The 25,996-nt window shown below is 37.3% G+C and carries 24 protein-coding genes; all 24 read right to left on the reverse strand.

Features of this window, described 5'->3' with window-relative positions; genetic code table 11:
• Positions 1 to 9: 9 nt before the first annotated feature.
• A complete protein-coding gene (gene yabQ / locus D569_RS23205) occupies positions 10 to 573 on the reverse strand; it encodes a spore cortex biosynthesis protein YabQ (protein ID WP_018934275.1) in 564 nt (187 codons plus the stop codon).
• Entirely contained in the window at positions 570 to 869 is a 300-nt protein-coding gene (yabP, locus tag D569_RS0120315) for a sporulation protein YabP (RefSeq protein WP_018934276.1), read from the reverse strand. The genes yabQ and yabP overlap by 4 nt, the downstream gene beginning before the upstream one ends.
• A gap of 70 nt (positions 870 to 939) precedes the next feature.
• The gene (locus D569_RS0120320) at positions 940 to 1,200 is read right to left on the reverse strand and encodes an RNA-binding S4 domain-containing protein (RefSeq protein ID WP_018934277.1); all 261 of its coding nucleotides are present in this window, start codon (positions 1,198 to 1,200) and stop codon (positions 940 to 942) included.
• 24 nt (positions 1,201 to 1,224) lie between these two features.
• Entirely contained in the window at positions 1,225 to 2,682 is a 1,458-nt protein-coding gene (gene yabN, locus D569_RS0120325) for a bifunctional methyltransferase/pyrophosphohydrolase YabN (RefSeq protein ID WP_018934278.1), read from the reverse strand.
• An 11-nt stretch (positions 2,683 to 2,693) separates the two neighbouring features.
• Positions 2,694 to 4,262, reverse strand: a complete 1,569-nt coding sequence (locus tag D569_RS0120330) for a putative polysaccharide biosynthesis protein (RefSeq protein WP_018934279.1) — start codon at positions 4,260 to 4,262, stop codon at positions 2,694 to 2,696.
• 806 nt (positions 4,263 to 5,068) lie between these two features.
• Complete coding sequence (gene ptsG / locus D569_RS0120335) at positions 5,069 to 7,090, reverse strand: glucose-specific PTS transporter subunit IIBC (protein WP_018934280.1); 2,022 nt, start codon at positions 7,088 to 7,090, stop codon at positions 5,069 to 5,071.
• 197 nt (positions 7,091 to 7,287) lie between these two features.
• Complete coding sequence (gene glcT, locus D569_RS0120340) at positions 7,288 to 8,154, reverse strand: glucose PTS transporter transcription antiterminator GlcT (RefSeq protein WP_033405274.1); 867 nt, start codon at positions 8,152 to 8,154, stop codon at positions 7,288 to 7,290.
• 714 nt (positions 8,155 to 8,868) lie between these two features.
• A complete protein-coding gene (gene spoVT, locus D569_RS0120345; protein ID WP_026287410.1) occupies positions 8,869 to 9,405 on the reverse strand; it encodes a stage V sporulation protein T in 537 nt (178 codons plus the stop codon).
• 135 nt (positions 9,406 to 9,540) lie between these two features.
• Positions 9,541 to 13,074 (reverse strand): transcription-repair coupling factor, encoded by a 3,534-nt coding sequence (mfd, locus tag D569_RS0120350; protein WP_018934283.1) that lies wholly within the window; start codon positions 13,072 to 13,074, stop codon positions 9,541 to 9,543.
• Positions 13,075 to 13,200: 126 nt separating this feature from the next.
• A complete protein-coding gene (gene fin / locus D569_RS0120355; protein ID WP_245548532.1) occupies positions 13,201 to 13,434 on the reverse strand; it encodes an anti-sigma-F factor Fin in 234 nt (77 codons plus the stop codon).
• Between the two features lie 184 nt (positions 13,435 to 13,618).
• Positions 13,619 to 14,176, reverse strand: a complete 558-nt coding sequence (gene pth, locus D569_RS0120360; RefSeq protein WP_026287411.1) for an aminoacyl-tRNA hydrolase — start codon at positions 14,174 to 14,176, stop codon at positions 13,619 to 13,621.
• A 156-nt stretch (positions 14,177 to 14,332) separates the two neighbouring features.
• Entirely contained in the window at positions 14,333 to 14,971 is a 639-nt protein-coding gene (locus tag D569_RS0120365) for a 50S ribosomal protein L25/general stress protein Ctc (protein ID WP_018934286.1), read from the reverse strand.
• Between the two features lie 82 nt (positions 14,972 to 15,053).
• Positions 15,054 to 16,001, reverse strand: a complete 948-nt coding sequence (locus tag D569_RS0120370; RefSeq protein WP_018934287.1) for a ribose-phosphate diphosphokinase — start codon at positions 15,999 to 16,001, stop codon at positions 15,054 to 15,056.
• 28 nt (positions 16,002 to 16,029) lie between these two features.
• The gene (gene glmU / locus D569_RS0120375) at positions 16,030 to 17,394 is read right to left on the reverse strand and encodes a bifunctional UDP-N-acetylglucosamine diphosphorylase/glucosamine-1-phosphate N-acetyltransferase GlmU (protein ID WP_018934288.1); all 1,365 of its coding nucleotides are present in this window, start codon (positions 17,392 to 17,394) and stop codon (positions 16,030 to 16,032) included.
• An 865-nt stretch (positions 17,395 to 18,259) separates the two neighbouring features.
• Positions 18,260 to 18,550: a septation regulator SpoVG gene (gene spoVG, locus D569_RS0120380; RefSeq protein ID WP_018934289.1), complete on the reverse strand. Its 291-nt coding sequence runs from the start codon at positions 18,548 to 18,550 to the stop codon at positions 18,260 to 18,262.
• Positions 18,551 to 18,716: 166 nt separating this feature from the next.
• A complete protein-coding gene (gene purR / locus D569_RS0120385; protein ID WP_018934290.1) occupies positions 18,717 to 19,535 on the reverse strand; it encodes a pur operon repressor in 819 nt (272 codons plus the stop codon).
• A gap of 54 nt (positions 19,536 to 19,589) precedes the next feature.
• A complete protein-coding gene (ispE, locus tag D569_RS0120390) occupies positions 19,590 to 20,459 on the reverse strand; it encodes a 4-(cytidine 5'-diphospho)-2-C-methyl-D-erythritol kinase (RefSeq protein WP_018934291.1) in 870 nt (289 codons plus the stop codon).
• 92 nt (positions 20,460 to 20,551) lie between these two features.
• A complete protein-coding gene (locus tag D569_RS0120395; RefSeq protein WP_018934292.1) occupies positions 20,552 to 20,731 on the reverse strand; it encodes a small, acid-soluble spore protein, alpha/beta type in 180 nt (59 codons plus the stop codon).
• A gap of 649 nt (positions 20,732 to 21,380) precedes the next feature.
• Entirely contained in the window at positions 21,381 to 21,644 is a 264-nt protein-coding gene (veg, locus tag D569_RS0120400) for a biofilm formation stimulator Veg (RefSeq protein ID WP_018934293.1), read from the reverse strand.
• A gap of 173 nt (positions 21,645 to 21,817) precedes the next feature.
• Positions 21,818 to 22,708, reverse strand: coding sequence for a 16S rRNA (adenine(1518)-N(6)/adenine(1519)-N(6))-dimethyltransferase RsmA (gene rsmA, locus D569_RS0120405; protein ID WP_018934294.1), 891 nt, complete (start codon positions 22,706 to 22,708; stop codon positions 21,818 to 21,820).
• On the reverse strand, positions 22,705 to 23,268 hold the full coding sequence (rnmV, locus tag D569_RS0120410; protein ID WP_018934295.1) for a ribonuclease M5: 564 nt from the start codon (positions 23,266 to 23,268) through the stop codon (positions 22,705 to 22,707). The genes rsmA and rnmV overlap by 4 nt, the downstream gene beginning before the upstream one ends.
• Before the next feature lie 151 nt (positions 23,269 to 23,419).
• Positions 23,420 to 24,664 (reverse strand): G5 and 3D domain-containing protein, encoded by a 1,245-nt coding sequence (locus tag D569_RS0120415; protein WP_018934296.1) that lies wholly within the window; start codon positions 24,662 to 24,664, stop codon positions 23,420 to 23,422.
• Positions 24,665 to 24,852: 188 nt separating this feature from the next.
• Positions 24,853 to 25,626 carry a TatD family hydrolase gene (locus D569_RS0120420; protein ID WP_018934297.1) on the reverse strand — a complete coding sequence of 258 codons (774 nt, stop codon included), beginning with the start codon at positions 25,624 to 25,626 and terminating at the stop codon, positions 24,853 to 24,855.
• A 50-nt stretch (positions 25,627 to 25,676) separates the two neighbouring features.
• Positions 25,677 to 25,952 carry a hypothetical protein gene (locus tag D569_RS24510; RefSeq protein ID WP_156823020.1) on the reverse strand — a complete coding sequence of 92 codons (276 nt, stop codon included), beginning with the start codon at positions 25,950 to 25,952 and terminating at the stop codon, positions 25,677 to 25,679.
• Positions 25,953 to 25,996 lie beyond the last annotated feature (44 nt).

The following is a 25,996-nucleotide window of genomic DNA, read 5'->3' on the forward strand; positions in this document are numbered from 1 at the left end:
TTGTGGAAATTATTCTTTTCTTCTTATTTTACTATAAAATCGATAAAAAGGATGTAAATATTTCTTTGCATTTTTTGGTAATAATGGCTGTAAGATAGAAAGAATCATCTTTACCGGCCACCCCAATACGTTTAATAGCAATAATAGCAATGAATATAAAGCGATAAATACTTTGCTAATACATACTACTATTAATGATACGATAAATACGATAGGCTTTACAACTAAAATTTCTATTATTCGGTATAGAAAGCGATAAATACGAAGTGCAATTCGGATTAACGTATCTACAACGCGTCCAAAAGCCTGTTCGAAAAGGCTTTTGAACATCGCATAACCACATAGCACTGCCAAAAATATATAGAATCTTAAAATTCCTTCATTGACAAAAAACAATATAAAATAGAGAATCGCTGCTTGTATGAGCCAAAAGAGAATCTCCAACACATATTTCCATAGTATGCTTGAGGTCCACAATCGTTCCAGCCGTTTGAACGTATGGTAACTAGCACCGAGATAGACACCAGATACCACCATCGCTATGATTGTGATAAATTGTGTACTTAATGTCATTTGAATAGCTTGCTAAACAAACCTTTAGCCTTCTCCCCATGTTGCTCGTCCAAATAAGATAATTCATAAATCTTACCCTTAATGGAAACATGGCCAGATTCTACATCGAGGTTTTTCATTTGTAAATTATCTCCACGAATAACTAGATAACCCATAACGGTTTGCAGTAGAAACTCTTCACTATCAAAGCTATCAACTTCTTTGACTCCATCTATCTCCAAGAGACGACGGTTGGTCATTTTCACGTGGTGTTCCATTTGTGGTGCTGGCATCGTTTTTTTATCATAGTAATTCATTAGTTTTTCCCTCCCTTTTATCCATCACTAATATATGAATAAAGGGACAAGTTTAGAACTTAATAGAACACTATTGATTGATATATTCCTCATGTTTAATCGTATATAAATTACTTGCTTCATCTTTTTTGACCGTTTCTTTTAAATCATCAATTTGTATGGTTAATAGTTTTTGACCAAATTGAATCTTCATTTCATCACCCACCGCTACATAAGTAGCAGCTTTCGCAACATTACCATTGATAAGAATTCTACCTTGGTCTGCAATTTCCTTTGCTAGGGTCCTTCGTTTAATTAAACGAGAAACTTTTAAAAATTTATCCAGTCGCATCGATAATTCCCTTCCTCTACATTGTCATTCGTTTTCAAGACGCTTTGCCTCTTCCCAAAATTGGTCCAATTCATTTAATGTGAAAGACTCCCAAGCTCGTTCACTTCCCTTCACCTTTTGCTCTACGAATTGAAAACGATGTATAAATTTTTGATTAGTTCGCATTAAAGCTATTTCTGGATTAATTTTATAATATCTTCCTAAGTTGATCATTGCAAATAGTATATCTCCAAATTCTTTTTCTTGCGCCTCAAAACTTTCATATTCCCTTGCATTTTCAAATTCTTCTAACTCTTCATAAACCTTGGCCCAAATCGAATCTGGTTCACTCCAATCAAAACCTACTTTCGCAGCTTTTTTTTGGATTTCTTCTGCTAGTAATGTTGCTGGTAACCCTTTGTTCAATTCGGATAAAATCGTTGGCTGTTGTTCTCTCTTTTCTTCCTTTTTGATAGCTTCCCAATTTTTGATTACTTCTGTTTCATCTTCAACCTCTAATTCACCAAAGACATGTGGATGACGTCGAATCATTTTTTCTGTGATACTATATATTACGTCATCAATGGTGAAAAATCCTGCTTCTTCTCCAATTTGACTATGTAACATGATTTGCAGCAGTACATCACCAAGTTCTTCTGCCAATGCTTCATCATCTTCATTATCTATTGCTTCGATCACTTCATAAGCTTCTTCAATTAAATATTTTTTTAATGTTTCATGTGTTTGCTTTTGATCCCACGGGCACCCTCCAGGTGCTCTTAAAGCTGCAATCACTTCTTTCAAACGATAAAATTGGTGATGAAGTTTTTCTTTGTCTATCGGTGGGATGTAGACACTTGTTAAGTTACTTAGCTGCATTTGCTGATCTAACTCGACTAACGGGATTTCTTGAATAGACTCTTCTTTACTACCAACTGCTTCCACTAAATAAATTGGATAATCTGCTGGTAAGTCCTCCAACAAAGTTAGCTTCACCTCTGATGCAATAAAAGCATCATATACTTGGCAAAAAACAAGATGTTGTTGATATTGCAGGTGACGGCGGCTGAATGAGGTCGCATCTACAAATTGAAATCCTTCGATCGGATCTATTTTTAATGCAGAAAATAAATCATCTAAGAAACTTTGGCCACCGACAATCTCTACCTCCACCTCTTGACTTTGTATTAATAACTGTACGGTTTGCTCAGCAAGCATTGGATGACCTGGCACTGCATAAACAATGTTCCCCTTCTCGTTAGCCGTATCTAATAATTTCCTAGCGATTTCATGGTACACTGCATCAAAATGATCGTGCTTTTCATAGATATCATCAAACGAATGAAAATCTACCGATTCCTCTTGCAATGCCTGAATTACCGGATGGTCGAGCGTCCTTACATAACATACTTGTTGTTCGCTTGTGAGCTTTCGATATATTCCCAATGGGAGCTGATTGATATCTCCTCCACCAAGACCAATAATTTCGATAAAAGGTTTCATGTTCTTATATCCTATCCTTTCTTCCATCTATTTAATAGTGGGAGCGGTGCAAGCTCATTCCTCGTTAAAATACGCCACTTAACAACAACAATAGCATAGACGATAAAGCCGATTATTACACTCCCTATTACAAAAAGGAATAGAGCTAATCGATTCTCGAACGAATTAAAATAGAAGGCTATCTGTTTTAAAATAGCTAACACAACCGCCATCACTAAACTCGCTATTATTACCTTTATCCAAGGGATCACAAATAATCGGTCTCCGTTTAATACCGATCGGAGCAACAAAAAGTTCGTCATACATATAATGATTAAGGTGCTAACAGTTGCTATAGCAGCTCCATCCATCCCCCATAAAGGAATAAGGAAGTAGTTCAGCACCATTTTAACCCATAATCCTAAAAAAAGAATAATCGCCGTCCACTTCATATATCCAAACCCTTGCAAAGTAGAGGCGGTCGTTACTGTTAAAGAAGTAAACAATAGAGAAATCGTTAATATTCGCAAACTAGAAGTACCTAGTTGATTTTGAAACAATAACTGGTTCACTTCAGGAAATAATGTAAACAAACCTACTGTAGCTCCCACGGAAAGTAATATACAATATTTAGTTGTTAATTGAAGCTTTTCGATGGTTTCTTCTCTGCTAATTTGCCAGTTTATTTTCGTTACTTGTGGAACCAATGCCATTGCAAATGATGATCCAACAACGGTCACTAGTTGTAATAATGGTTGTCCTCTATCAAAAACTCCCTTTGTCGCTGTAGCCTCTCTTAATGTTTCACCAAATGTAAGTAGCCCTGGAACCATTGTAAATGCATCAGCTAGCTGCATAAGCAATAACAACATATGATTCATACTGATGATAAGCCCAGCAACAATGACCGGGGAGATTAAGTGACTAATGGGTATACTTTTCGATGAATGGCCGTGATTCCATGTGCTACTTTTTGTAGCATATAAATAAATGAAAATAAAAGATATACTCAATGCGATAATACTTGCCATCATTGCTCCATCCGCAATTTTGTATACGTGTAGGTGCCCTTGATATATCAGTATTGCCGTAACAATAATGATAGTAGCGCGTAATAACTGTTCGATCATTTGCGAATAAGCAGTCGGTTCCATCCATTGATCTGATTGGGTAATCCCTCTAAATAGGGCAACAAAAGGTATAAACAAAAACACCCAAGAAACGTGACGGAGTGGATCGGTTAACAGATGGTCCCCCATCCAGTTAGCAAGAACAGGGCTTAATAAGAAGAGCGTAAGAAAAAGAAATATTGCAAAGCTCATCATCACCTTAAAAATCGATATGTAGATCTTTTGGTGGTGTTGTTCTTTTCCATTCTCGGCTAAAAACTTAGAGATTGCAGCAGGGAAGCCATATAAGGCTAACATGAAGGCGATCCCTAAAATCGGGTATACTTGCTGATAAATATAGAAGCCAATATCACCGGTTAAATTTTGTAACGGTATCCGGTAAAAGGCGCTGATCACTTTGCTTAGTATACCTGCTAAAAGGAGGGCAAAAGCACCTCTATAAACTTGGTTGTCTTTCTTATCATTATTCATCTTGTTCTTCCTTCATTTTCTAAATTCCTTGCCATTATAACACAGACACGTGACATCTAGATGAAAAAACAGTCGATCATTCCCCAATTCATATATCGCTTCAATCTTTAGTAACAAAGAAAAACCAAATCATGCACTGTTATCAGATTCGCAGTCGATATAAACTGCAAAGTAATGTGGTAATTAGATGTGCGGTCACCTAAGAGATAATTTTGAAATATATCGTGATGATAACTACCACTCCGGCTGCCCACTTCCCTTTCCGTGGGGTTTGCCCTTCAGCTAACTTTTTCGAGCAAAAACCACTCGAAAAAGTGGATCTTCAGGTCAAACAGTTCCCACCGGAGTGAAAGTGGGCGGCCTTCGTTAAGCTATGCTCCACAACACTTATCCGAAATCAGCCAGTCGATTTCTCACCATATGTAGTTTTGGAAGTCGCATTTTCTACAGCTTAGTATACAATTCTGATCAAGTGACAAGAAATTCAAAGAGTTTAGTTCCATGAGTTCTATCCTTTCTATAATCAGAGCACAACAATAGCGTAGGCAGAATACGGAGACTCCTGTGGGACTCACGAGAGCTGAAGATCCACTTTGCAAAGTGGTTTTCTTTGCAAAGTTAGCTGAAGCCGAGCCCACGGAAAGCGCAGTATTCTGCCGGAGCGGTTTGCATACCACTCTCTAAGTCAAGAATGATGGTAGAGAGCAATTCCTTGTCCTCGTTACTGCGCAGTTTATGGATACTATGCACTAAAATTGATTGCAAAAAAACACGCGTTTCGTTGTTTTTGAAACGCGTGGTTTTTATTATTGATTAATTTGGAAGATGTCTTTATCTTCTTTGTTGATGTTTCCTGTCTTGATTAATTGGATTGATTGATCTTCTGCTAAGTTAGTAAAGATAACTGGTGTTACCGTTGATGGTGCATTGTTGCTAATAAAGTCGAGATCGACTTCCATCAAGGTTTGACCTTGTTTTACTTCGTCGCCTTCTGCCACTTTAGCTGTAAAGCCTTCCCCTTTTAGGTTTACTGTGTCGATACCGATATGGATTAGAATTTCTGTTCCATTATCAGCTTCAATACCGATCGCATGTTTTGTTGGGAAGATATTAATGATTTTACCATTAACAGGTGACACAATCTCACTAGCTGATGGCTTAACCGCGAAACCGTCTCCCATCATTTTTTGTGAGAATACTTGATCAGGTACATCAGATAACGGCATTACTTCCCCTTGCATTGGGCTAACAAAATCAAGGTCTCCCACTACATTATTGTCAGATGGTACAGCCTCTTTTTCAGGCTCCGCTTTCTTCGTTGGTGTTTTGCCATCCATAATGTCTTGCATTTGACCTCTAATCGTATCAGAGACTGGGCCGTAAATAGCTTGGATATTGTTACCTACTTCCATTACTCCAGAAGCACCAAGTTGTTTTAAACGGTCTTTATTTACTTTGCCTTTATCATCTACACTTACGCGCAGACGTGTAATACAAGCATCAAGGTTTGTAATATTTTCTTTTCCACCCATTGCTTCTAGAATTTCAAATGGACGATCGTCCACTTCTCCGTCTTCTTCAGCATCCTGTGCTTCATCTTCACGACCTGGAGTTGCTAAATTGAACTTCTGAATCGCAAATCGGAAACCGAAGTAATAGATAACAGAGAAAATTAAACCAATGATGATTACCCACCACCAGTCCGTACGGTTAGGCATAATTCCGAACAGGATATAGTCGATTAGACCACCGGAGAATGTCATACCTATTTTTACATCTAATAAGTACATCGTCATAAATGATAAGCCTGCGAAAACAGTGTGAATCGCAAACAGTAATGGTGCTACGAATAAGAATGAAAATTCAAGCGGTTCAGTAATACCTGTTAAGAAAGATGTTAAAGCTGCGGAGAACATGATACCTCCAACTACTTTCTTTCTCTCAGGTTTTGCTGTATGATAAATCGCTAATGCCGCAGCTGGAAGACCGAACATCATGAAAGGGAATTTACCAGTCATAAAGTTACCAGCTGTGAAATCTACACCGTCTTTAAGCTGTTCGAAGAAAATTGTTTGGTCTCCTCGAATAACATCTCCCGCTGCACTTGTATAAGTACCAAATTCAAACCAGAACGGTGAATAAAAGATATGGTGTAAACCAAACGGGATTAATGCTCGTTCAATAACACCAAATACAAAAGTTGAAAGGGTTCTATTTGTTTCTAACATAAAGTGAGAAACAGCATTTAAACCTTCTTGAGCAAATGGCCATACTAAATACATCACAATACCTAATAATAAGGATGAAAACGCAGTAATAATTGGCACAAAACGTTTTCCAGCGAAGAAACCTAAAAATTGCGGTAATTCAATATCAAAGAACCGGTTATACATATAGGCGGCCAATATACCGACTATAATACCACCAAAGACACCAGTACCTAAGGTTGGAATACCGAGAACACTTTCATATGCAGCCTCTTCTGTCATTCCATCTGTGATACCACCAAAGACACTCATCGTTACATTCATAATCAAATATCCGATGATGGCAGCTAAACCTGCAACACCATCACCTTTTGCTAAACCGATTGCAACACCGACAGCAAAGAGTAATGGTAAGTTATCAAAGACTACACCACCTGCTTCAGACATTACCTCTAAAATAGTTTGTACAATTTCATTACCAAACCATGGGAATTTCTCTACCCATTGATCTTGAGCAAAGCTTGTACCAAATGCAAGTAAAATACCAGCAGCTGGTAATAATGCTACCGGTAGCATCAATGCTTTCCCTACTTTTTGCAGGGTACCAAATAAATTGGACATGATCTATTTCCTCCTCTTGTTGTTTTTATACATGCAACAGCTATGTTCACAGAACATTCACTTCATATACGTAAGCAAATAAAAAAGGCATGAGTAAAAGGCTTTCTGTTTTAGGAAAATGATAGAAGTATACACTTCTCCCCTATCTTTTCCTAAAACAACCTTTTTACTCATGCCTGATCGTATCAGTAACACGTTTATGATTGCGTTAATCGCTGTAGATGAATCGTTAGATACAATACTTCTGATTCATCAACTCGTATATGTAATTGTTGTTGCATTACTTTGATCAATTTCCAAGCAAGATTATAGCATACCGGATAAGTTGTTTTCAAGACTTTTGCTAAATTTGTTTGTTCACCAAGTTGTTCGCCTTGATAAGCCCTTTCAATTGCACGGTGGAGATGCTGTATAAGACGGTTATAATTAATATCATTTCGTTCCAACTCGATATTTAAATTCTCTTCAATGATGGTTACTAATTTCGAAATAAGTTGATGATGACGGTTCATATCATGGATGGTTTTGTTCGTTACAGCACTATGAATGTGCAATGCTATGAATCCAACTTCCCCTTCAGGAAAAGTTACACCAACACGCTCTTGAATTACGGAAACAACTTCTTGAGCTACCTGAAATTCTTTCGGATACAATGATTCGATCTCAAAAAGAAAAGGATTAGAAAATTGTACATTTTGGTGTGCACGGCTAATTGCAAACGATAAGTGATCAGTTAAAGCAACATGGATATGCTCATGGAGTGTTTCATCCATTCTTTTCTCAATTAATAGCATAATCTCATGCAACACTTCCATAACGTGTGGATCAATATATGACACCAATTGTTTATATTGCGCCTGCTCTTGCTCATCCTTTAACAGAAATGTTTTTTCTGCCTGTTCTTGTGGTACAATATCTCCTTTGTTCTTACCAAAACCAATCCCTTTACCGATTAAGATAACTTCCTTATATAATGGGTGGGTCGCGATAATCACGTTATTATTTAGCGCTTTCTTAACCGCCATTTGTTGCTCGTCCAAACTCTCCACCTCCCTTTCCACCATAACACATTACACTATTGTACTAAAAACCGCCAAAGATATCACCTATAATGAGTAAATGAAGCAGGAATAATGTCCCATCCATTATTTCAAATGAACTATAGAACACGATATTAGAATTCGTATAACAAAATAACGCTTACTCTCAACAACTGCAAATTAGATACATACTGCGAAGTAATGAAAATTCTGTTTAGTATAACATTCTTCCATTCTTATGAATTTGAGTGCTAATTCGTCGCTGCGGAAAAATACTCCCTTTCCGTGGGCTCGGCTTCAGCTAACTTGGTAAAGAAAACCACTTTACCAAGTGGATCTTCAGCTCTCGCTGTCCCACAGGAGTGTCGCATTTTTCCGCAGCTTAGTATACTGTTCTGATCAAGTGACAGGAAACCCAAAAAGCTTAATTCCTTGAGTTCATTTCTTTCTATAATTGGAACACATTAATTAGCAGAGGCAGAATACGGAGACTCCTATGGGAACAGTACGAGCCGAAGACCCCGCAGGAAAGCGATTTTGGCTTTCCGAGGAAGCTAAGGCCGTGCCCATGGAAAGCGCAGTATTCTGCCGGAGCGATTTGTTGCACTCTCCAAGGAAAGAATGGAGGAGAGTAAATCAATGTCCACTTTACTTCACAGTTTATCTATTTAGCGCGCCATTTTTACTTCTAAACAAAAATAGTATAGAAGCAATATACTTCTATACTATCCGTTGTTCTTATTCCATTTGTTTAGCGAGGAAGGTTGCTGCTGCTTGGGCTGCTTTTTTCTCTGCATCACCAAAATCCTTATTCTCCCTTGTAAACAACACCATACAACCAATCGGGTCGCCACCTGCAATGATTGGTTGCAGTAAATATGCTTCTAATTCCTCGTCTTTATTTTCGATAATCTCTAATGTGTTAGTATTCGTTTCGATAACCGATTCACGACTATCCATTAATTGATCAATCTTTTTCGAAATATGCTTACCTAAGTAGTCTTTTTTCGATTCACCTGCAACGGCAATAATCTCGTCTCTATCACTAATAAGTACCGATAAATCTAAGGAATCAAATAATGCCTCCGCATACTCAGTTGCGAAATCACCTAGCTCACTAATGGGAGAATATTTTTTTAAAATCACTTCACCGTCACGATCCACAAAAATTTCAAGTGGATCACCTTCACGAATCCGCAACGTGCGGCGAATTTCTTTTGGAATAACAACCCTTCCTAAATCATCAATACGACGTACAATTCCTGTAGCCTTCATATTAATCATTTACCTCACTTTCTATAATTGAGCAGTACATACAATTATTTCTTTAAGAGAAATAATTATGTTGTAAGGTTAGTATGATTAATTAAAATGGAAACTATACCTTTTTTCGGAGATAATTTCATAATTCTACGCTACAGGTGTTTGTTTCATCTCATTTAATGTCTGGATAAATTCCTCTAAAATCTCATATCGCTTGATGTATTGGGACTTATCAAAGCGGAACTCCACTTTTAACTTTCGATTCTCCGTCCCTAACTGAATTAGCCTGCCATACTGATTGGCAAATTCAAATAATTTCGCACCATCCAGTTCTTGGCTTCTCTCTTCTTCTACTATTACTTCTATTTTTTGTTTTCGTTCTGTGATCGCTTCGATTCGTTCCTTCTTGGACATCATTTTTAGTGTCGATACGTGGAAAAGATTTTCGACTTCTTCTGGGTAATCGCCAAAACGATCAATTAGTTCATCTCGTAAATCATGAACATCTTCTTGTGAATAAATAGCCTGGAACCGTTTATACATATCAATCTTCTGTTTCTCATCTGGTATATATTGATCTGGAATATAGGCATCAATTTTTAAGTCTAACTCCACTTCAAAAGGCTGTACTTCTTCGACAGCTTTGCCTTGTTTCTTCGCTTCAACAGCTTCGTTCAACATCTGGGAATACATATCGAAACCGACAGAGTCGATAAAGCCGTGCTGCTGAGCACCTAAGATATTCCCAGCACCTCGAATAGATAAGTCGCGCATAGCAATCTTAAACCCTGAGCCTAATTCCGTGAACTCTTTAATTGCCTGTAACCTCTTTTCAGAAACTTCCGTTAGAATTTTATCTTGCTGATATGTGAAATAAGCATAAGCAACACGATTAGAACGCCCTACCCGACCACGCAATTGGTATAACTGGCTTAACCCCATACGATCGGCATCATAAACGATTAAGGTATTGACATTAGGGATGTCTACCCCTGTTTCAATAATCGTTGTACTCACTAATACGTCTGCTTCACCTTCTAAAAAGGAAAACATCACATTCTCTAGTTCCGATTCATTCATCTGGCCATGGGCAACAGTTACCCGGGCATCTTCTACTAATGCTTGGATGTCTTGGGCAATTTTATCGATAGACTCCACTCTATTATATAAAAAGAATACTTGACCGCCTCTGGATAACTCACGTTCAATCGCTTCCCTTACTAAAGGCGCATTATACTCCATGACATAGGTCTGAATCGGGAAACGATTCTCTGGTGGTGTTTCAATCACCGATAAATCACGCACTCCTAGCATTGACATATGCAGTGTTCTTGGTATTGGTGTAGCGGTTAACGTTAATACATCGACATTCGTTTTTAATTGCTTGATTTTCTCTTTATGTTTTACACCGAAACGTTGCTCTTCATCAACAATTAGCAGTCCCAACTCCTTATAGCTAACATCTTTGGATAATAATCGATGGGTCCCAATCACAATATCTACTGTGCCATTTTTTAAGCCTTTTAATGTTTCTGTTTGTTGTTTTCTTGTTCGAAAACGGCTTAATAAACCAATATTAATTGGGTAATCCTGGAACCTTTCCATTACCGTTTCATAATGCTGCTGCGCTAAAATGGTTGTCGGAACCAATATCGCCACTTGTTTACCATCGGCGATTGCCTTAAAAGCTGCACGAATGGCAACCTCTGTTTTACCGTAACCTACATCTCCACAAAGAAGGCGATCCATTGGTTGTTCTTTCTCCATATCTTGCTTAATTTCTTCGATACAACGTAATTGATCCTCTGTTTCCTGATATGGGAACGAAGCTTCAAAATCCCGCTGCATTTCAGTATCAGGTGAAAAAGCATAGCCTTTAGCAGCTTCTCTTTCAGCGTATAACTTCATCAAGTCATCTGCAATGTCCTCCACTTTGGATTGTACTTTGCTTTTGACCTTCTTCCAATCATTACCACCTAACCGGTATAATTTAGGCTCTTTACCTTCTGAACCAACATACTTCTGCACCAAATCTATTTGATCTATCGGTACGAAAAGCTTATCGTCCCCTGAATATTTAACAAGCATAAAATCTTTATGCAAGCCATTCACTTCTAATGTTTCAATACCTATATATCGACCGATACCATGATTTGCATGTACGACATAGTCACCAACTTGTAATTCTTGATAACTTTTAATCCGCTCAGCATTCGATATTTTTTGTTTGCGTTTTTTTCTAGTGGTTTTTTGTTTAAACAACTCATTTTCAGTTATAACGGCAATTTTATGCATCGGTAATTCAAAGCCACCACTAATATTGCCAATGGTAATTACAGGATGCTGCACCGGTAAATTTGGTAAGGTCTCACTTATCGTGGCACTCATCTGATAATCTTCCAGAACAGATTGTATTTTTTCCATTCTACTTTGATTTGGTGCCAAAATAATAACGGAGAATTCCCCTTTATGCCAACGGTCCATTTCGTTTTCTAATAAATTCATTTGCCCATGAAATTGTTGCATTGCCCGACATGAAAGATTCACAATATTCGTTGGATTTGTATTTGGAATATGACGTAAAAAGACCGAAAGATATAACCGCTGCTGCTTCATATTGTTCCAAACTTCATTCCAATCGAACGATAACCTAGAATCACCGACAGCTTTACCTCTTTGCAAATTATCTTTGAGCCATTCTTGCTCTTCGTTATCCAAATGAGAGGCGGTTTCCTGAATCCTACTCATTTCATCCAATATAATAAATCCGTCTTCTGGTAAATAATCTAGTAAACTATAGTTATCATCGTAGAAAAACGCAGCATATTTTCTTATTTCTTGAAAACGTTCACAATGGTTTAGACGATCTATGTCCGCCGTAATCGTCTCCGTAAGAACTTGCTTATCAGATTTATTCTTAACCTTTTTCACCGTTTTGTTAAGTGACTGTTCTAGTTTTTGACCTGCAGCTACTAGGTCACTATCCTTTAATAACAATTCTGTCGTAGGTACAATTGTAACCTGCTCTTGCTTCTCCAGTGAGCGCTGTGATTCGGCATCATAGTAACGAATCGAATCAATTTCATCGTCAAATAATTCAATCCGAAGTGGTTGTTCTTCTGTTATAGGATAGATGTCTAAAATTCCACCACGCAAACTAAACTCCCCAGGGCTTGAAGCCATATCCCGGCGAAGATAACCCATCTCAACTAAATATTCTAAGGTTTGATCGATGTCAATAATCTGCTCGAGTTCGAAATGAAGTTGGTATGTTTGCCAATACTCCACAGGCGGCAGCATCCGCTTTAAAGCTGCTACTGGCGCTATTAAAATGGCATTATCAGTATTAAGCCAATTGATCAGTGCAGTGATTCGTTGGCTTAATAATTCCGGACTTGCGACCGCTAGTTCAGAAGCAAGCAGCTCATTAACGGGATAAAGATACACATTTTTCTCTTGCGAAAACTCTAACATATCTTCATATAATTGTTGTGCTTGTGTTAATTGATGGGTAACAATTAATGTTTTCTTGTGAGTAGCTTCTTGTATCAGGGTTGTAAACATACTTCTGGCAGATCCAGATAACCCCGAGACTAATTGTTCTTTCAAACCGGATTCGACCCCATTAATAATGGAATAGACATCATCCCGGTTTTGTAAGTATCGTTTTATTTCATACATAATGCTCCCCCTAAATACCTTAAAACTAATATATGTTGATTTCTTCAATAATTGCCAAAACGCACAAAAATGCTTTGGTGAACATACCAAAGCTTATTGTGTAATTAAAGGAGAGTTGAGGTTATCCTATTGAATAAAATAATCTAACTCATGGTACTGTGGATTTTGATCTAATAACTGTTGGCAATTTTCACAAATAGATTGTAGTGTAACGGTCTGATCTTGCTGATAATTCATCAGTTGGTTCTTTTCCTCTGTCGATAATACATTCCAACCTATCTTTTCTAAATCCAACATCTGTGGCCTCAATCTTCCGATTTCCGTACCACAATGTTTACACGTATATAACAAAGTCATCATTCACGCCTCCTTATCAGAAAGCTATAGTAATTAGTTGTTATTTTACCCGATAAAGGTAAAAACTATACTTGATGATGACTTATTTATATTTTAGATGTTAGCCGTCGACGTAGTGAATGTTCAAATGTACAAATTGATAAGAATGCTAAGACTTTGCTAGTTCTTGGCGATAAGTCCTGTTATTCTAATTATACTCATTCATTACTTTTGGAAATGGCTGTTTTAGCCACGCTTCCAATGCATCAGCTGCATGATCAATCGACTGTTTTAATATGTCCTGATCCTCTTCATCAAATTTTCCAAGAACATAATCAATCACAGACATCGGACTATCTGGTCTGCCGATACCAAAACGTAATCGATTAAATTGCTTTGTTCCTAATTGATCAATACAAGAGCGAACACCATTATGGCCACCATGTCCACCAGTTTGCCGTAACTTAATTTTACCCAATGGTAAATCCAAATCATCATAGACAACGGTCACTTCGTCTGGTTGAAGATTATAAAAGTCCATTAATGGCCGGAGTGATTCACCAGACAAGTTCATAAAGGTTTGCGGTTGGAGTAATATCACTTTATCTCCTCCAACAGATTCAATCGCAAAATGTCCTTTAAATTTACTTTTATTTAATGTCCAACCATGACGCTCCAGTAGTTCGTCGATTACCATAAAGCCGACATTATGTCTTGTTTGCTGATATTTAATGCCTGGATTTCCTAAACCTACGATACATTTCATAGCATAAAGACTTCCTTTACCTATTTTTTCTTCCTTATAGTTTAACATAAAAAACGGTGAAAAGACGCAACTTTTGATAGTTGCGTCTTGATTATTCATAAGAAATTTACAAAAGTGATGTCTAGCTCCAACCGGTTTACCCTTCGCATTTGTCTTTTATTCTTCACTGTCTCCGTGTTCTTTTTTATCCCCTTCAATAACTTCTGGTTCTGCCGGTTCATCTACAGCGGAGTCTTCTGCAGGTTCTTCGTCTGGAACTAAGATAGAAACAATAGTTGTTCCCTCATCTTCTAGGATGTCATAATTTCTTCCTACTTTTAAATCTGAAACTAAGATGCTATCCCCTACAGCTAAATCTGAAACATCGATTGTAATCTGCTCAGGAATATCTTTAGGTTTTGCTCTAATAGACAAATCATATAATGGTTGTTGTAGAACGCCGCCTTCTTTAGCACCTATTGCTTCACCTTCTAACACTATTGGAACTTGTACATCCATTTCTTCTTTCATGTTAACAGCATAAAAGTCTGCATGTACTAATTCATCTCTTAATGGATCAATTTGATAATCATGCAGCATTACATCAACTGCATCACCATCTACTTGTAATGAGATGATCGCATTTTTACCTTCATCTCTTACTGTTTTTAATAATTCAATACTTTCTACTGCCACTGTTTTTGGTTCTACTTGATAACCATAAATAATCGCTGGTACTTCTCCTGCTGATCTAATTGCTCTTGTATTAGAAGTTTTTAAATTCTCTCTTTTTTTCGCTTGCAAAGTTGCTGCCAAAATAATCACCCTCCATAGAAAATAACTGATATTACTATATTTCCCTCGAGTGTGACAGGCTAAACCTCTTTTTTCAGAAAACTTAATCAAATAGTATACTTACAGATTGACGTTCATGTACACGAATAATCGCTTCACTAATTAAAGGCGCTACAGATAATTGCGTTACCTTATCGATTTGTTTTTCTTCTTGTAATGGAATACTATTCGTTACTACTAATTCTTTAATTTTTGAATTCTCGATTCTTTCGATTGCAGGTCCTGATAATACTGGATGGGTACAACAAGCATAGACATCTGTTGCTCCATTTTCAATTAAAGCATTTGCTCCTAATGTAATGGTTCCTGCTGTATCGATAATATCATCGATTAGAATCGCTGTTCTTCCCTCGATATTACCTACTATATTCATCACTTCTGCAACATTTGGACGCGGTCTGCGTTTATCAATGATTGCAATTGGTGCTTTCAGTCTATCCGCTAATTGTCTTGCACGCGTTACCCCTCCGTGATCAGGTGACACTACCACGATATCTTCTAGACCTTTCTTGCTCCAATAGCTAGATAAAATCGGAACACCGACTAACTGATCAACTGGAATATCAAAGAACCCTTGAATTTGTGGTGCATGTAAATCCAACGTGATTACTCTGGTAGCACCAGCTGTTTGCAGTAAGTCTGCAATTAATTTCGCTGTAATTGGCTCACGTGCGCGTGCTTTACGGTCTTGTCTGGCATATCCATAGTAAGGCATCACAATATTAATCGACTTTGCTGATGCTCTTTTTAATGCATCGATCATAATCAATAGCTCCATGATATGCTGATTACCTGGTTCACAAGTAGACTGCACAACATATACATCACAACCTCGGATACTTTCCTCTATATTTATTTGAATCTCACCATCACTAAATTTTGTTACCGAGCTTTTTCCTAACTCCACCCCAATATTGGCTGCAATCTCTTCCGCTAGGCTTGGATTCGAGTTTAATGTAAATACTTTTAAGGATGAATCCTTATAGGACATTTGTATACCTCCATGTGATTTTTAATAATTATTTATATTTCTTTGCGTACTGCTCTTTGTTGACTTGTTTTGCTCGGCCAATCGATAATGCATCACCTGGTACATCTTGATTGATCGTAGAACCTGCTGCAACTAATGCTCCCTTACCAATCGTAACTGGTGCGATTAAGTTAGCATTACACCCGATAAAAGCATCATCTTCTATCGTTGTTTTAAATTTATTCTTCCCGTCATAATTAACTGTAATCGCTCCACATCCAATATTTACACCACTTCCGATTTCTGCATCGCCAATATAGCTGAGGTGTGGAACCTTACTTTTATTATCTATCTTTGACTTTTTAATTTCAACAAAATTACCTACTTTTACATCGTTACCAATCGATGCATCCGGACGAATATGTGCGAAAGGTCCAATTTGAACGCGCTGACCAATATAGCTTGATGTTGCAACGCTATGACGAAGTACTGTATTCGCTCCAATATGGCAATCATTCACTTCTGAATTCGGTCCAATTACAGCTTCATCTTCTATGGTTGTGTTTCCTTTTAATACACAACCAGGCTCAATTACAACATCTGATCCGATTGTTACATCTGTACCTATGTAAGTATTGGTAGGGTCTATAAGCGTTACACCATTTCTCATATGTTGCTCATTAATACGTTTTTTCATAAGTATTTCTGCTTGGGATAATGCAACTCGATCATTAACACCAATTGTTTCTTCAAAATTATCTGTCTGATAAGCTGCTACTTTTCGGCCTTCTGCTTGTGCGATTTCGATCACATCTGGTAAATAATACTCGCCTTGGGCATTATCATTAGATACCTTCTTTAGTGCTTCAAATAACCATTCATTATCAAAGCAATATGTGCCAGTATTGATCTCTTGAATCGCTTTTTCCTCTTCTGTCGCATCTTTTTGTTCTACAATTTTGCTAACTTGATTATTTGCATTTCTTACTATTCTTCCGTATCCAGCAGGTTCCTCTGCATTTGCAGTTAAAATAGTAACAGCAGCACGTTCCTGCTCATGGTGGTTCAATACAGCTTGTATGGTGTTTTTCGTTAATAATGGTGTATCACCGCAAACTACAATGGTAGTACCTTTTTTATTTGCTAGGTATTTTTCAGCTTGCTGTACAGCATGCCCTGTTCCTAACTGTTCTTCCTGAATAACAAATTCGCTTGTTTGTCCTAATTGTTCCTGTACTTTCTCAGCTCCAAAACCAACAACAGTTGTTATACTAGCAAGATCTAATCCATTCAATTGATCAACCACATGTTGTACCATTGGTTTTCCTAAAACAGGATGAAGAACTTTATATAATTTAGATTTCATTCTTGTTCCTTTTCCTGCAGCTAAAACAATTGCATACCGATTTGACAAGGTTGTCCCTCCGTTCCACTTCACTTCTTATATATTTATGTAAAATATGTAAAAAAGGGTGTGCTTTTGTACAATAATATCCCAATTATGAATATATACGAAAACAAACGTATTTTCAATAAAGATGGCATAATTTAAATAACTATAATATGGCAACATTTTAATATTGATGGCTCAGTGATAATAAATAATTAAAATTGTAATAATGAAGTCGATATAAACTGCGAGATAATTAGATGTGCGTTCACCTAAGAGATAATTTTGAAATATATCGTGATGATAACTACCACTCCGGCTGCCCACTTCCCTTTCCGTGGGGTTTGCCCTTCAGCTAACTTTTTCGAGCAAAAAACCCTCGAAAAAGTGGATCTTCAGGCCAAACAATTCCCTCAGGAGTGAAAGTGGGCGGCCTTCGTTAAGATATGCTCCACAACACTTATCCGAAATCAGCTAGTCGATTTCTCCACCATATGTAGCGTAGGGTACGACTATGCTTAAGGGGCATTCACACCCAATTAGTACTGTAATAAAACAGAAAAATTTAGTCCCATGAGTTCATTTTTTTCTATAAATCAGAGAACAAAAATAGCGTAGGCAGAATACGGAGACTCCTGTGGGAACTCACGCGAGCCGAAGACCCCACAGGAAAGCGACTTTTGCTTTCCGAGGAGGCTAAGGCCGTGCCCATGGAAAGCGCAGTATTCTGCCGGAGCGAATGACAACACTTCTCAAAATAACAGATCGAAAGAGAGCAATTCCTTCGTTACTGCGCAGTTTATGGATTATGTGCAGATATTTTATGTATACGATGACAAAAATAAAAAGCCTAATCAATGTTATTGATTAGGCTTTTTTTACCCTTGTTTTAAGAAGCTCCTGCTTCTTCATACTCTACTTCAGCTTCTCCAGCACGATGATACTCTTCTAAAACAGCATCTTGAATTTTTGCTCTAGTACCAGAGTTAATTGGGTGTGCAATATCCCTAAATTCACCATCCGGCGTACGTTTAGAAGGCATTGCTACAAACATCCCATTATTCCCATCAATCACTCGAATATCATGCACCACAAATTCATGATCTAATGTAATGGATGCGATAGCTCGCATTCTTCCATCGGTATTCACGCGGCGTAATCTTACGTCAGTTACTTCCACTATGTTTCACCACCTTTTCCCTTTTTAAGAACTTATTATCTTAATTCAACAAATTTTTTAAAATTCCTGCTTAATTTTTAAAAAATATTATCTTTTTAAGAAAATTTTCTTATAATAGGTGGTGAGTGACATAATTCGATATAATTAGACCTTTTTACACAATCCGTTAGTACTGATCAAAGTAGTTTCCTTTTATTACCTCTATTTGTTTACTATTAGAATCCACGTTTTTAATTTGCAATAAAGAAGTATAATCATCTACTACACGATCTTCTTCTTCGTCCTCAGCCTCTGCTAGTACTCCAATCGCCTTCACATTGGCATCAAATTCTTGCAGTAAGTTTTTCATACCGTTAATCGTACCACCAGCCTTCATAAAATCATCGATGATACAAACATTTTCACCAGGCTTCAGGCTGCGCTTAGATAACACCATCGTCTGAATTTTTTTAGAAGAGCCCGATACATAGTTGATACTTACAGTTGAACCTTCCGTCACTTTCGGGTCACGACGAACAATGACTACTGGAACATTTAAAAATGAAGCTACTGCATAGGCTAATGGAATCCCTTTCGTTGCTACCGTTACAATGGAATCAATGTTTAATCCTGCAAATCGAGAAGCAAATAGCCTACCAACATCTCTAACAGTACTAGGTGTGCCTAAAATATCGCTCATAAACAAATAACCGCCAGGCAAAATCCGATTTGGATCTTCCAGCTCTTCACATAACTTATTGATCATGGATTCACTATTATTTAATGAAACATTAGGCACATATTTTACTCCACCAGCAGCACCGGAAATAGATTCTAAATAACCAATCCCATCTTCTTTAAACATGTGGTTGATAATGGACAAATCTTCACTAATCGAAGACTTAGCAGCACCATATGTATCAGAGAAAAAAGGAAGAGAGATTAATTCCATTGGATGTTCAACTAAATAATTGGTCATCGCAACTAGACGATCACTTCTTTTCATTACTACACCCCAAAATCCGAATATTTTGTGGTAAATATAACATTTTATACGTGTTTAATCAAGTCTTTGATGACAACCTAATGAGCGAACCACATATACTTCTTCACAAAATCCTCTCAAGCTGTTATAAATTCGATCTGCTCTGCTCTCTTGTTGTACTAGCCCAAAAACAGTTGGACCGCTCCCACTCATTAATACTGCATCTGCACCAGAACTAAGCATTTGTTGCTTTATTTGTTCCACTTCCGGATTTTTGGGCAAGGTTACTGTTTCCAATACATTTTTCAACCTACTGCATACTCCTTGATAATCAGATTGTTTAATTGCCTGAACCATTCCTTCTGTATCAGGATGATTTAAGTCATCTAATTGTAAAGATTTATACACAGATTGTGTGGAGACACCTTGAACAGGCTTTGCCAAAATCACCCAGCATTGAGGGGGTGGTGGCAATTCTATAATGGTTTCTCCTCTTCCTTTGGCAAGAGCTGTGGAATTATACACACAAAAAGACACATCTGAACCAACCTCAGCTCCTAAATCAGCTAATTCATCCAACGTTAGATTAAGCTTCCATAACCGATTTAATCCTCTTAATGTTGCAGCAGCATCACTACTTCCCCCAGCAAGCCCTGCTGCTACTGGAATTTGTTTATCTATTTTAATTCGGACGCCTTCTTTAACATCATAACGATCCTTTAACAATCTCGCCGCTCGGTATGCTAAATTTCTTTCATCATTGGGTACAAAACGATTTTCTGATGCCACCTCTATTTTATGTTCTTCTAACAAAAAGAACTCAATTCGATCCGCCAAATCAACAGTAGTCATCACCATCTCAACTTCATGGTATTGATCTGGACGTTTATAAAGTACATCTAATGTTAAGTTTATTTTAGCCGGGGCTTTTTCTATCGTGTACAATTTCGCTCACCTACTGACCATTTTATATTCAGGAATTTTACTATATGTAAAGATACCATAAAAACAAATAAAAGCGCAAAAAGGACAAAGTCTTAGACTTTGCCCTTATTTAAACTCTCTTCTGCCATTTGTACTGCTCTTTTCACCATATTACCGGCATCTCGTGCGGTAATTCCACCCCAACCATCTTTTTGCACCGTGTCGTAAAAACCTAATTCTTTAGCAAGCTCTTCTTTAAACCGATTGGACATTACCCCTCGTCTTCGACCCATCTGAAGATACTCCCTTTCTGTCGTGTTTTACGACAACCTTATTTTATGTTTTTCACTTTTTATGATACAAGGTAATAAAAGGGTGAAAGACATCTTGTTGGCACTTTAAATTGCATGAGCAGTCACATGCTTAGATGATATCACAATTACTGCATTATTAACCGAATTAGATAAATACTGTGAAATAATGAAAAGAGAAAAAGTGAGGCTTTCTCCCACTCTGATTAATGATGAATTGCTCACATACGCTCCGGCAGAATACTGCGCTATTTTTGTTATCTGATTATAGAAAGAAATGAACTCATGGAACAAAACTTTTCTACAGTACTAACCCTTTTAGCATAGTCGTACCCTACGCAACATATAGTGGAGCATATCTTAACGAAGGCCGCCCACTTTCACTCCTGTGGGAATTGTTTGACCTGAAGATCCACTTTTTCGAGTGGTTTTTGCTCGAAAAAGTTAGCTGAAGGGCAAACCCCACGGAAAGGGAAGTGGGCAGCCAGAGTGGTAGTTATCATCATGATATATTTCAATCTCTTAATGCAGTACGAGTACGGGAGGAGAACAAATCTATGTTCAGTTACTGCGCAGTCTATAAATTATGTGTCTCTTTAATTTTTATAATAAAAAAAGCAGCAAACATTGTTTACTGCTCCCCTGAGACCGCTTCTAATTCTTCCGTAAAATTTAGTTCAACTGTTTCAGTGAGAATATCTGCATAACTGTAGGATACACGTTCAAATGCATTCTCTTGTTGATCAAGTTCAACAATAAAAACGGAAGGATATGTTTCTGCTAATGTTCCATAACGTTCAATGGTTTTCTTTCTTCCACCATTTGCTTTAATTCGTAGACGTTTGCCGACATTTCCATCTAAACCTTGTTTGATTTCAACCAATGTTTTAGCCAATACACTCCACCTCACTAATATTTATTATACTACATTCTTGTCCAACCGTCAATTAAAAATATTCCATTATACCAATTATAATTGAAAGCTGTCAACAAAAAAATTGGAAGTTATGTGTTTAGCTTACCTTTTTTTAAGAAAATTATGTATAAAAAAAGAAAACTCCTTATTTTTTAGGAATTTTCTATTACATACTGCTTAAAATAATTCGCTAGAGCAGCAAACTCTTGAATATTTAAAGATTCCCCTCGTCTTGTCCCATCAATTCCAACTCGTTCAAAACCTTCTTCTATCTGAGCCTTTGAAAGTATATCTTTAAAATGTCGCGATAAATTGTTACGCAATGTTTTTCTCCGTTGTTGAAAGCTTGCTTGAACTAATTGAAAAAAGAATTCCTCATCCTCAACAGTAACAGGTGGAGTGGCTCGCTTCTCTAAATGCAAAACTGCTGAGTCTACTCGTGGCTGTGGCATAAAAACTGTTTTCGGTACAACCATTTTTACTTTTGCTTCTGTATAGTACTGAATTGCTATCGATAAAGATCCATATTCTTTTGTATTTTCAGCAGCTGCCATTCTTTCCGCTACTTCTTTTTGAATCATTACGGTAATACTGGAAATAGGTAAATTAGCCATCAATAGTTGCATTAAAATAGGTGTTGTAATGTAATAAGGGAGATTTGCTACTACTTTTACAGGTTTATCATCTTTAAAATACCCGTCCCATACCTCTTCAAAATCAGCTTTGAGAATATCTTGATTAATGAGTTCTACGTTATCATACGCTTGTAAAGTATCTTCTAAAATCGGCACTAAACGTCCGTCTATTTCAAATGCAACGACTTTGTTAGCTGCAATCGCTAATTGTTCGGTAAGTGCACCAATACCTGGGCCAATCTCAATTGCGTTCATTTCTTTCGTAATGCCTGCATTATGGATGATATTTCTTAAAATATTTACATCGATAAGGAAATTCTGCCCCAAACTTTTTTTAAATGAAAAGCCATATTTTTCAAGGATTTCCTTTGTTCGTCTCGGTGTGGCTATTGCTTTCTGTTCACTCATGCACGTTCCTCCTGAATTATTTGTTCCATCACTTGTTCAAACTCAGCTTTGGCAATTTGAAACATCTGTATCCTTTTTAATAACTGTTTTCCATTAATATGTCCAATTCTTAACTGTTCCCCAAGTTTCTGTCTTCTATCTCTTGAACCATGTCCACCTATTAAACCAAAACGGAGCAGATCTGATTTGGTAATTTCTGATTCTCCGTGCTCTGTTAATTCATAGACTTGTCCTAGAGCCTCACGGAGAACATCCAATGAAGCATGTTCTATGCCAAGACTCTTAGGCTGCTTTTTGCCTGGTACAGCTTCTTCTCTTTTTAAGAAGGCATGCTTACAACCTGGAACATGCTGATCAATAATTTGTCTGATACGCTGACCTGGATAATCAGGATCAGTAAATACAATGACCCCTCGTTTAGTTTTAGCATGTGCAATTTGCGCTAATATATCTTTGTTGATAGCTGAACCGTTTGTTTCTATTGTATCGACATCTAATGCCTGTTTTAATTTTGCGGTATCATCTTTTCCCTCTACGACAATGATTTCTTTCACCTTCAAAAAAGGCTCCTCCATTCTTACTTAAGATAGCTTATTGATACGTTTCCAGATGACCTAACTTTCGAGTAGAAGTTTTGCTTATACCTACTCATAACCTTTCTCATTTTAACACAAAAAAGCTTACCTTTGCTTCGAAAGGTAAGCTTTGTATTTATTCTACAATTCTTACTTGTACTGTTTTCATACCATAGCTCTCAGCTTTTTGTTTGGTTGGCATGTGAAGATCAATTTTATTCCCTTTGATATTGCCGCCAGTATCTCTAGCTACTGCATATCCATAGCCTTCAACCCAAACTTTTGTACCTAATGGAATCACACTAGGGTCTACTGCTACAACTCCGTTGGGGTTTTCCTTTAAATTATAGCCAGTAGAAGTCTTACCTCTACCGTCGCATGATGCACAATCCCAATTGTATGCTGTTGCTTTCATGTAAAGGGTTTCTCCCTTTTCTTCGTTATCACCGCGAGAAACTGTTTTACTTGCCGTTCCGTTACTATTAGAAGATGTATTTGCAGAAGCTGTTGTTGTTATTGGTTGATTTTCCTTCGTACCAATTGCTACGACTTTTTCTTTACTTTCTTTTTTGACTTCTTCTTTCACTAATTCACGGGATACTTCTTCCCCATTTTCCAATACAACTTCATAGTGTTTTTCAACTAGACCTGGTTCACCTTCTGATATAACTTCTTCTTTGCCTTTCTCAAGCGAACTATCGTTTCGCTTCACCAAACTATAGTCTTGCTCTTCTTCTACAACATCTGTTACTTTCTCTACTCGTGTAATTTCGATATCAGTGCTCTTGCCTACTGAAGCAGTCTGTTCTGGTTCCACACGATCTAATTCATCTAATTCAATATCGTATTCCGCTAATAGTTCCTGAACAGAACCTCCAGTTGTCCAGACTTGCTGTTCTTCACCAGCATCATTAATGGTAACTTGAAAAGCTTTATCGATACCAATCACTAAGTTATCATCTATTTTTGTATTTGCTGCTAATGACAATTGATCATTTTCTGTTAATTCTATATCTTGCTCTGCCAAAAATTCTTCAACTGTATCACTAGTTGTATAATATGTTTGTTCATTACCATCTATGCTGACTATTACTTGATTTGCAATTGTATGCTCGATTTTCATCTCTCTATTTACGAGGTCATTTAATTCATGTGAAAGTTCATCATGCTCTCCCACTTCAATTGCAAGTTCATTTAGAACATCTTCGACAGTTTTGGCATGTGTACGAACTGTCGTTGATTCACCTTCTTGAACAACTGTAACTTCTGCTTTTGATAATTCATAAAATGATGTGCAAATAAAGCCGATAAATACAAATAAAGAAAGTGCGTATATGAAGTCTTTGTTGTTCAATAAGTGACTAATTTTAAGACGTTTCATGAACTCTTCCCTCCTTTTTACTCGCCGTTGTATTATATAAAGATCCTTTTTCAGTGTCAAATGGCGTTATGAAAAGCAAAAAGCAGCAAAACCCTTGAATTCAAAGGGTTTTGCTGCTTATTTTTATGAAATATTTCAGTTTGTTTACATTACCGTAACATCACCTGAAACATTTGCTGCTAAAGGCATCATCCGTTTTTTAGACCGAAAAATCGTTTGGCGTTTTCAGTTGTTTGCTTACTTATTTCTTCATAACTCACATCACGCAGTTCTGCTATTTTTTCTGCAACCAACTTGACATAAGCAGGCTCGTTTCTTTTTCCCCGATTAGGATGTGGCGCGAGAAATGGGCAATCTGTTTCGATTAATAAACGATCTGCTGGTACATACTTTGCTACTTCCTTCGGTAAAGTAGCATTTTTAAACGTTACTGGTCCACCAAGTGATATATAAAAGTTCATCTTTAAGCATGCATCAACATAGTCAACAGAATCATTGTAACAATGCATAATACCACCAACTTCTTCTGCTTTTTCTTCTTGCAATACTTGGATGATATCCTCTGTCGCCTCCCGATTATGAATAATAATGGGTAAGTTGACTTTTTTGGCTAACTGAATTTGCTTGCGAAAAACTTCTTGTTGTACATCTTTCGGCGACTTGTCCCAATGATAATCTAGGCCCATTTCTCCTAAAGCGACTACTTTTGGGTGTGAGGACAATTCTTCTAACCATGCTAGTTCTTTGTCGGTCATATCGATAGCATCAACTGGATGCCAACCGACTGCAGCATAAATATGGTCATATTGTTCGGCCATCTCTATTGCTTTCGGGATCGTTTCATGATCAAATCCAACAATGACCATGTTTTCGACACCAGCCTCTTTCGCTCTTTGTAATACTTCCTCACGGTCTTCATCAAAATGCGATACGTTTAAATGAACGTGTGTATCAAATAACATACTTCTTCCTCCTTAAAAAAACAGACTAAACCGATTCTCCCCTGCTCGTCTCATTCATAGTTGATACAAACTGCGAAGTAGTAGCTTAGTTGCAAAGTTAACAGGACTTCTCTTCCAGGGATATCTCTTTCTGTTCCGAGGATACCTCTTTCCCTTCCCTGGATATCCTTTGCTGTTCCGGGGATATGCTCTTCTCTTCCCTGGATATAGTCGTTTAACCTCGGAAGAGAAGATCTTTTCCCTGGAAGAGAAGCCTTTTTCCTCGGAACAGAGGGGATATCTCTTTTCCATATCCACGTTACTTCGCAGTCTATTTTTTTGTGCATAAATAAAAAGTACACACACGTTTTCAAATGGAATGTGTGTATAC

It is taken from the genome of Gracilibacillus lacisalsi DSM 19029 (assembly GCF_000377765.1).
Lineage (GTDB): Bacteria > Bacillota > Bacilli > Bacillales > Amphibacillaceae > Gracilibacillus > Gracilibacillus lacisalsi.

Coding starts and splice junctions, on each gene's coding strand:
- D569_RS0120395 (WP_018934292.1), bottom strand. CDS start 20,731: ATGGGTCGAAGACGAGGGGTAATGTCCAATCGGTTTAAAGAAGAGCTT.
- D569_RS0120320 (WP_018934277.1), bottom strand. CDS start 1,200: ATGCGACTGGATAAATTTTTAAAAGTTTCTCGTTTAATTAAACGAAGG.
- ptsG (WP_018934280.1), bottom strand. CDS start 7,090: ATGTCCAATTTATTTGGTACCCTGCAAAAAGTAGGGAAAGCATTGATG.
- yabP (WP_018934276.1), bottom strand. CDS start 869: ATGAATTACTATGATAAAAAAACGATGCCAGCACCACAAATGGAACAC.
- D569_RS0120330 (WP_018934279.1), bottom strand. CDS start 4,262: ATGAATAATGATAAGAAAGACAACCAAGTTTATAGAGGTGCTTTTGCC.
- purR (WP_018934290.1), bottom strand. CDS start 19,535: ATGAAAAGAAGTGATCGTCTAGTTGCGATGACCAATTATTTAGTTGAA.
- glcT (WP_033405274.1), bottom strand. CDS start 8,154: ATGGTGGAAAGGGAGGTGGAGAGTTTGGACGAGCAACAAATGGCGGTT.
- D569_RS0120370 (WP_018934287.1), bottom strand. CDS start 16,001: ATGTCCTATAAGGATTCATCCTTAAAAGTATTTACATTAAACTCGAAT.
- yabN (WP_018934278.1), bottom strand. CDS start 2,682: ATGAAACCTTTTATCGAAATTATTGGTCTTGGTGGAGGAGATATCAAT.
- spoVT (WP_026287410.1), bottom strand. CDS start 9,405: ATGAAGGCTACAGGAATTGTACGTCGTATTGATGATTTAGGAAGGGTT.
- fin (WP_245548532.1), bottom strand. CDS start 13,434: ATGATGACTTTGTTATATACGTGTAAACATTGTGGTACGGAAATCGGA.
- pth (WP_026287411.1), bottom strand. CDS start 14,176: ATGAAATGTATCGTAGGTTTAGGAAATCCAGGCATTAAATATCAGCAA.
- yabQ (WP_018934275.1), bottom strand. CDS start 573: ATGACATTAAGTACACAATTTATCACAATCATAGCGATGGTGGTATCT.
- D569_RS24510 (WP_156823020.1), bottom strand. CDS start 25,952: ATGCACAAAAAAATAGACTGCGAAGTAACGTGGATATGGAAAAGAGAT.
- rsmA (WP_018934294.1), bottom strand. CDS start 22,708: ATGAGTGAACAGAAAGCAATAGCCACACCGAGACGAACAAAGGAAATC.
- D569_RS0120420 (WP_018934297.1), bottom strand. CDS start 25,626: ATGTTATTTGATACACACGTTCATTTAAACGTATCGCATTTTGATGAA.
- mfd (WP_018934283.1), bottom strand. CDS start 13,074: ATGTATGAAATAAAACGATACTTACAAAACCGGGATGATGTCTATTCC.
- D569_RS0120415 (WP_018934296.1), bottom strand. CDS start 24,664: ATGAAACGTCTTAAAATTAGTCACTTATTGAACAACAAAGACTTCATA.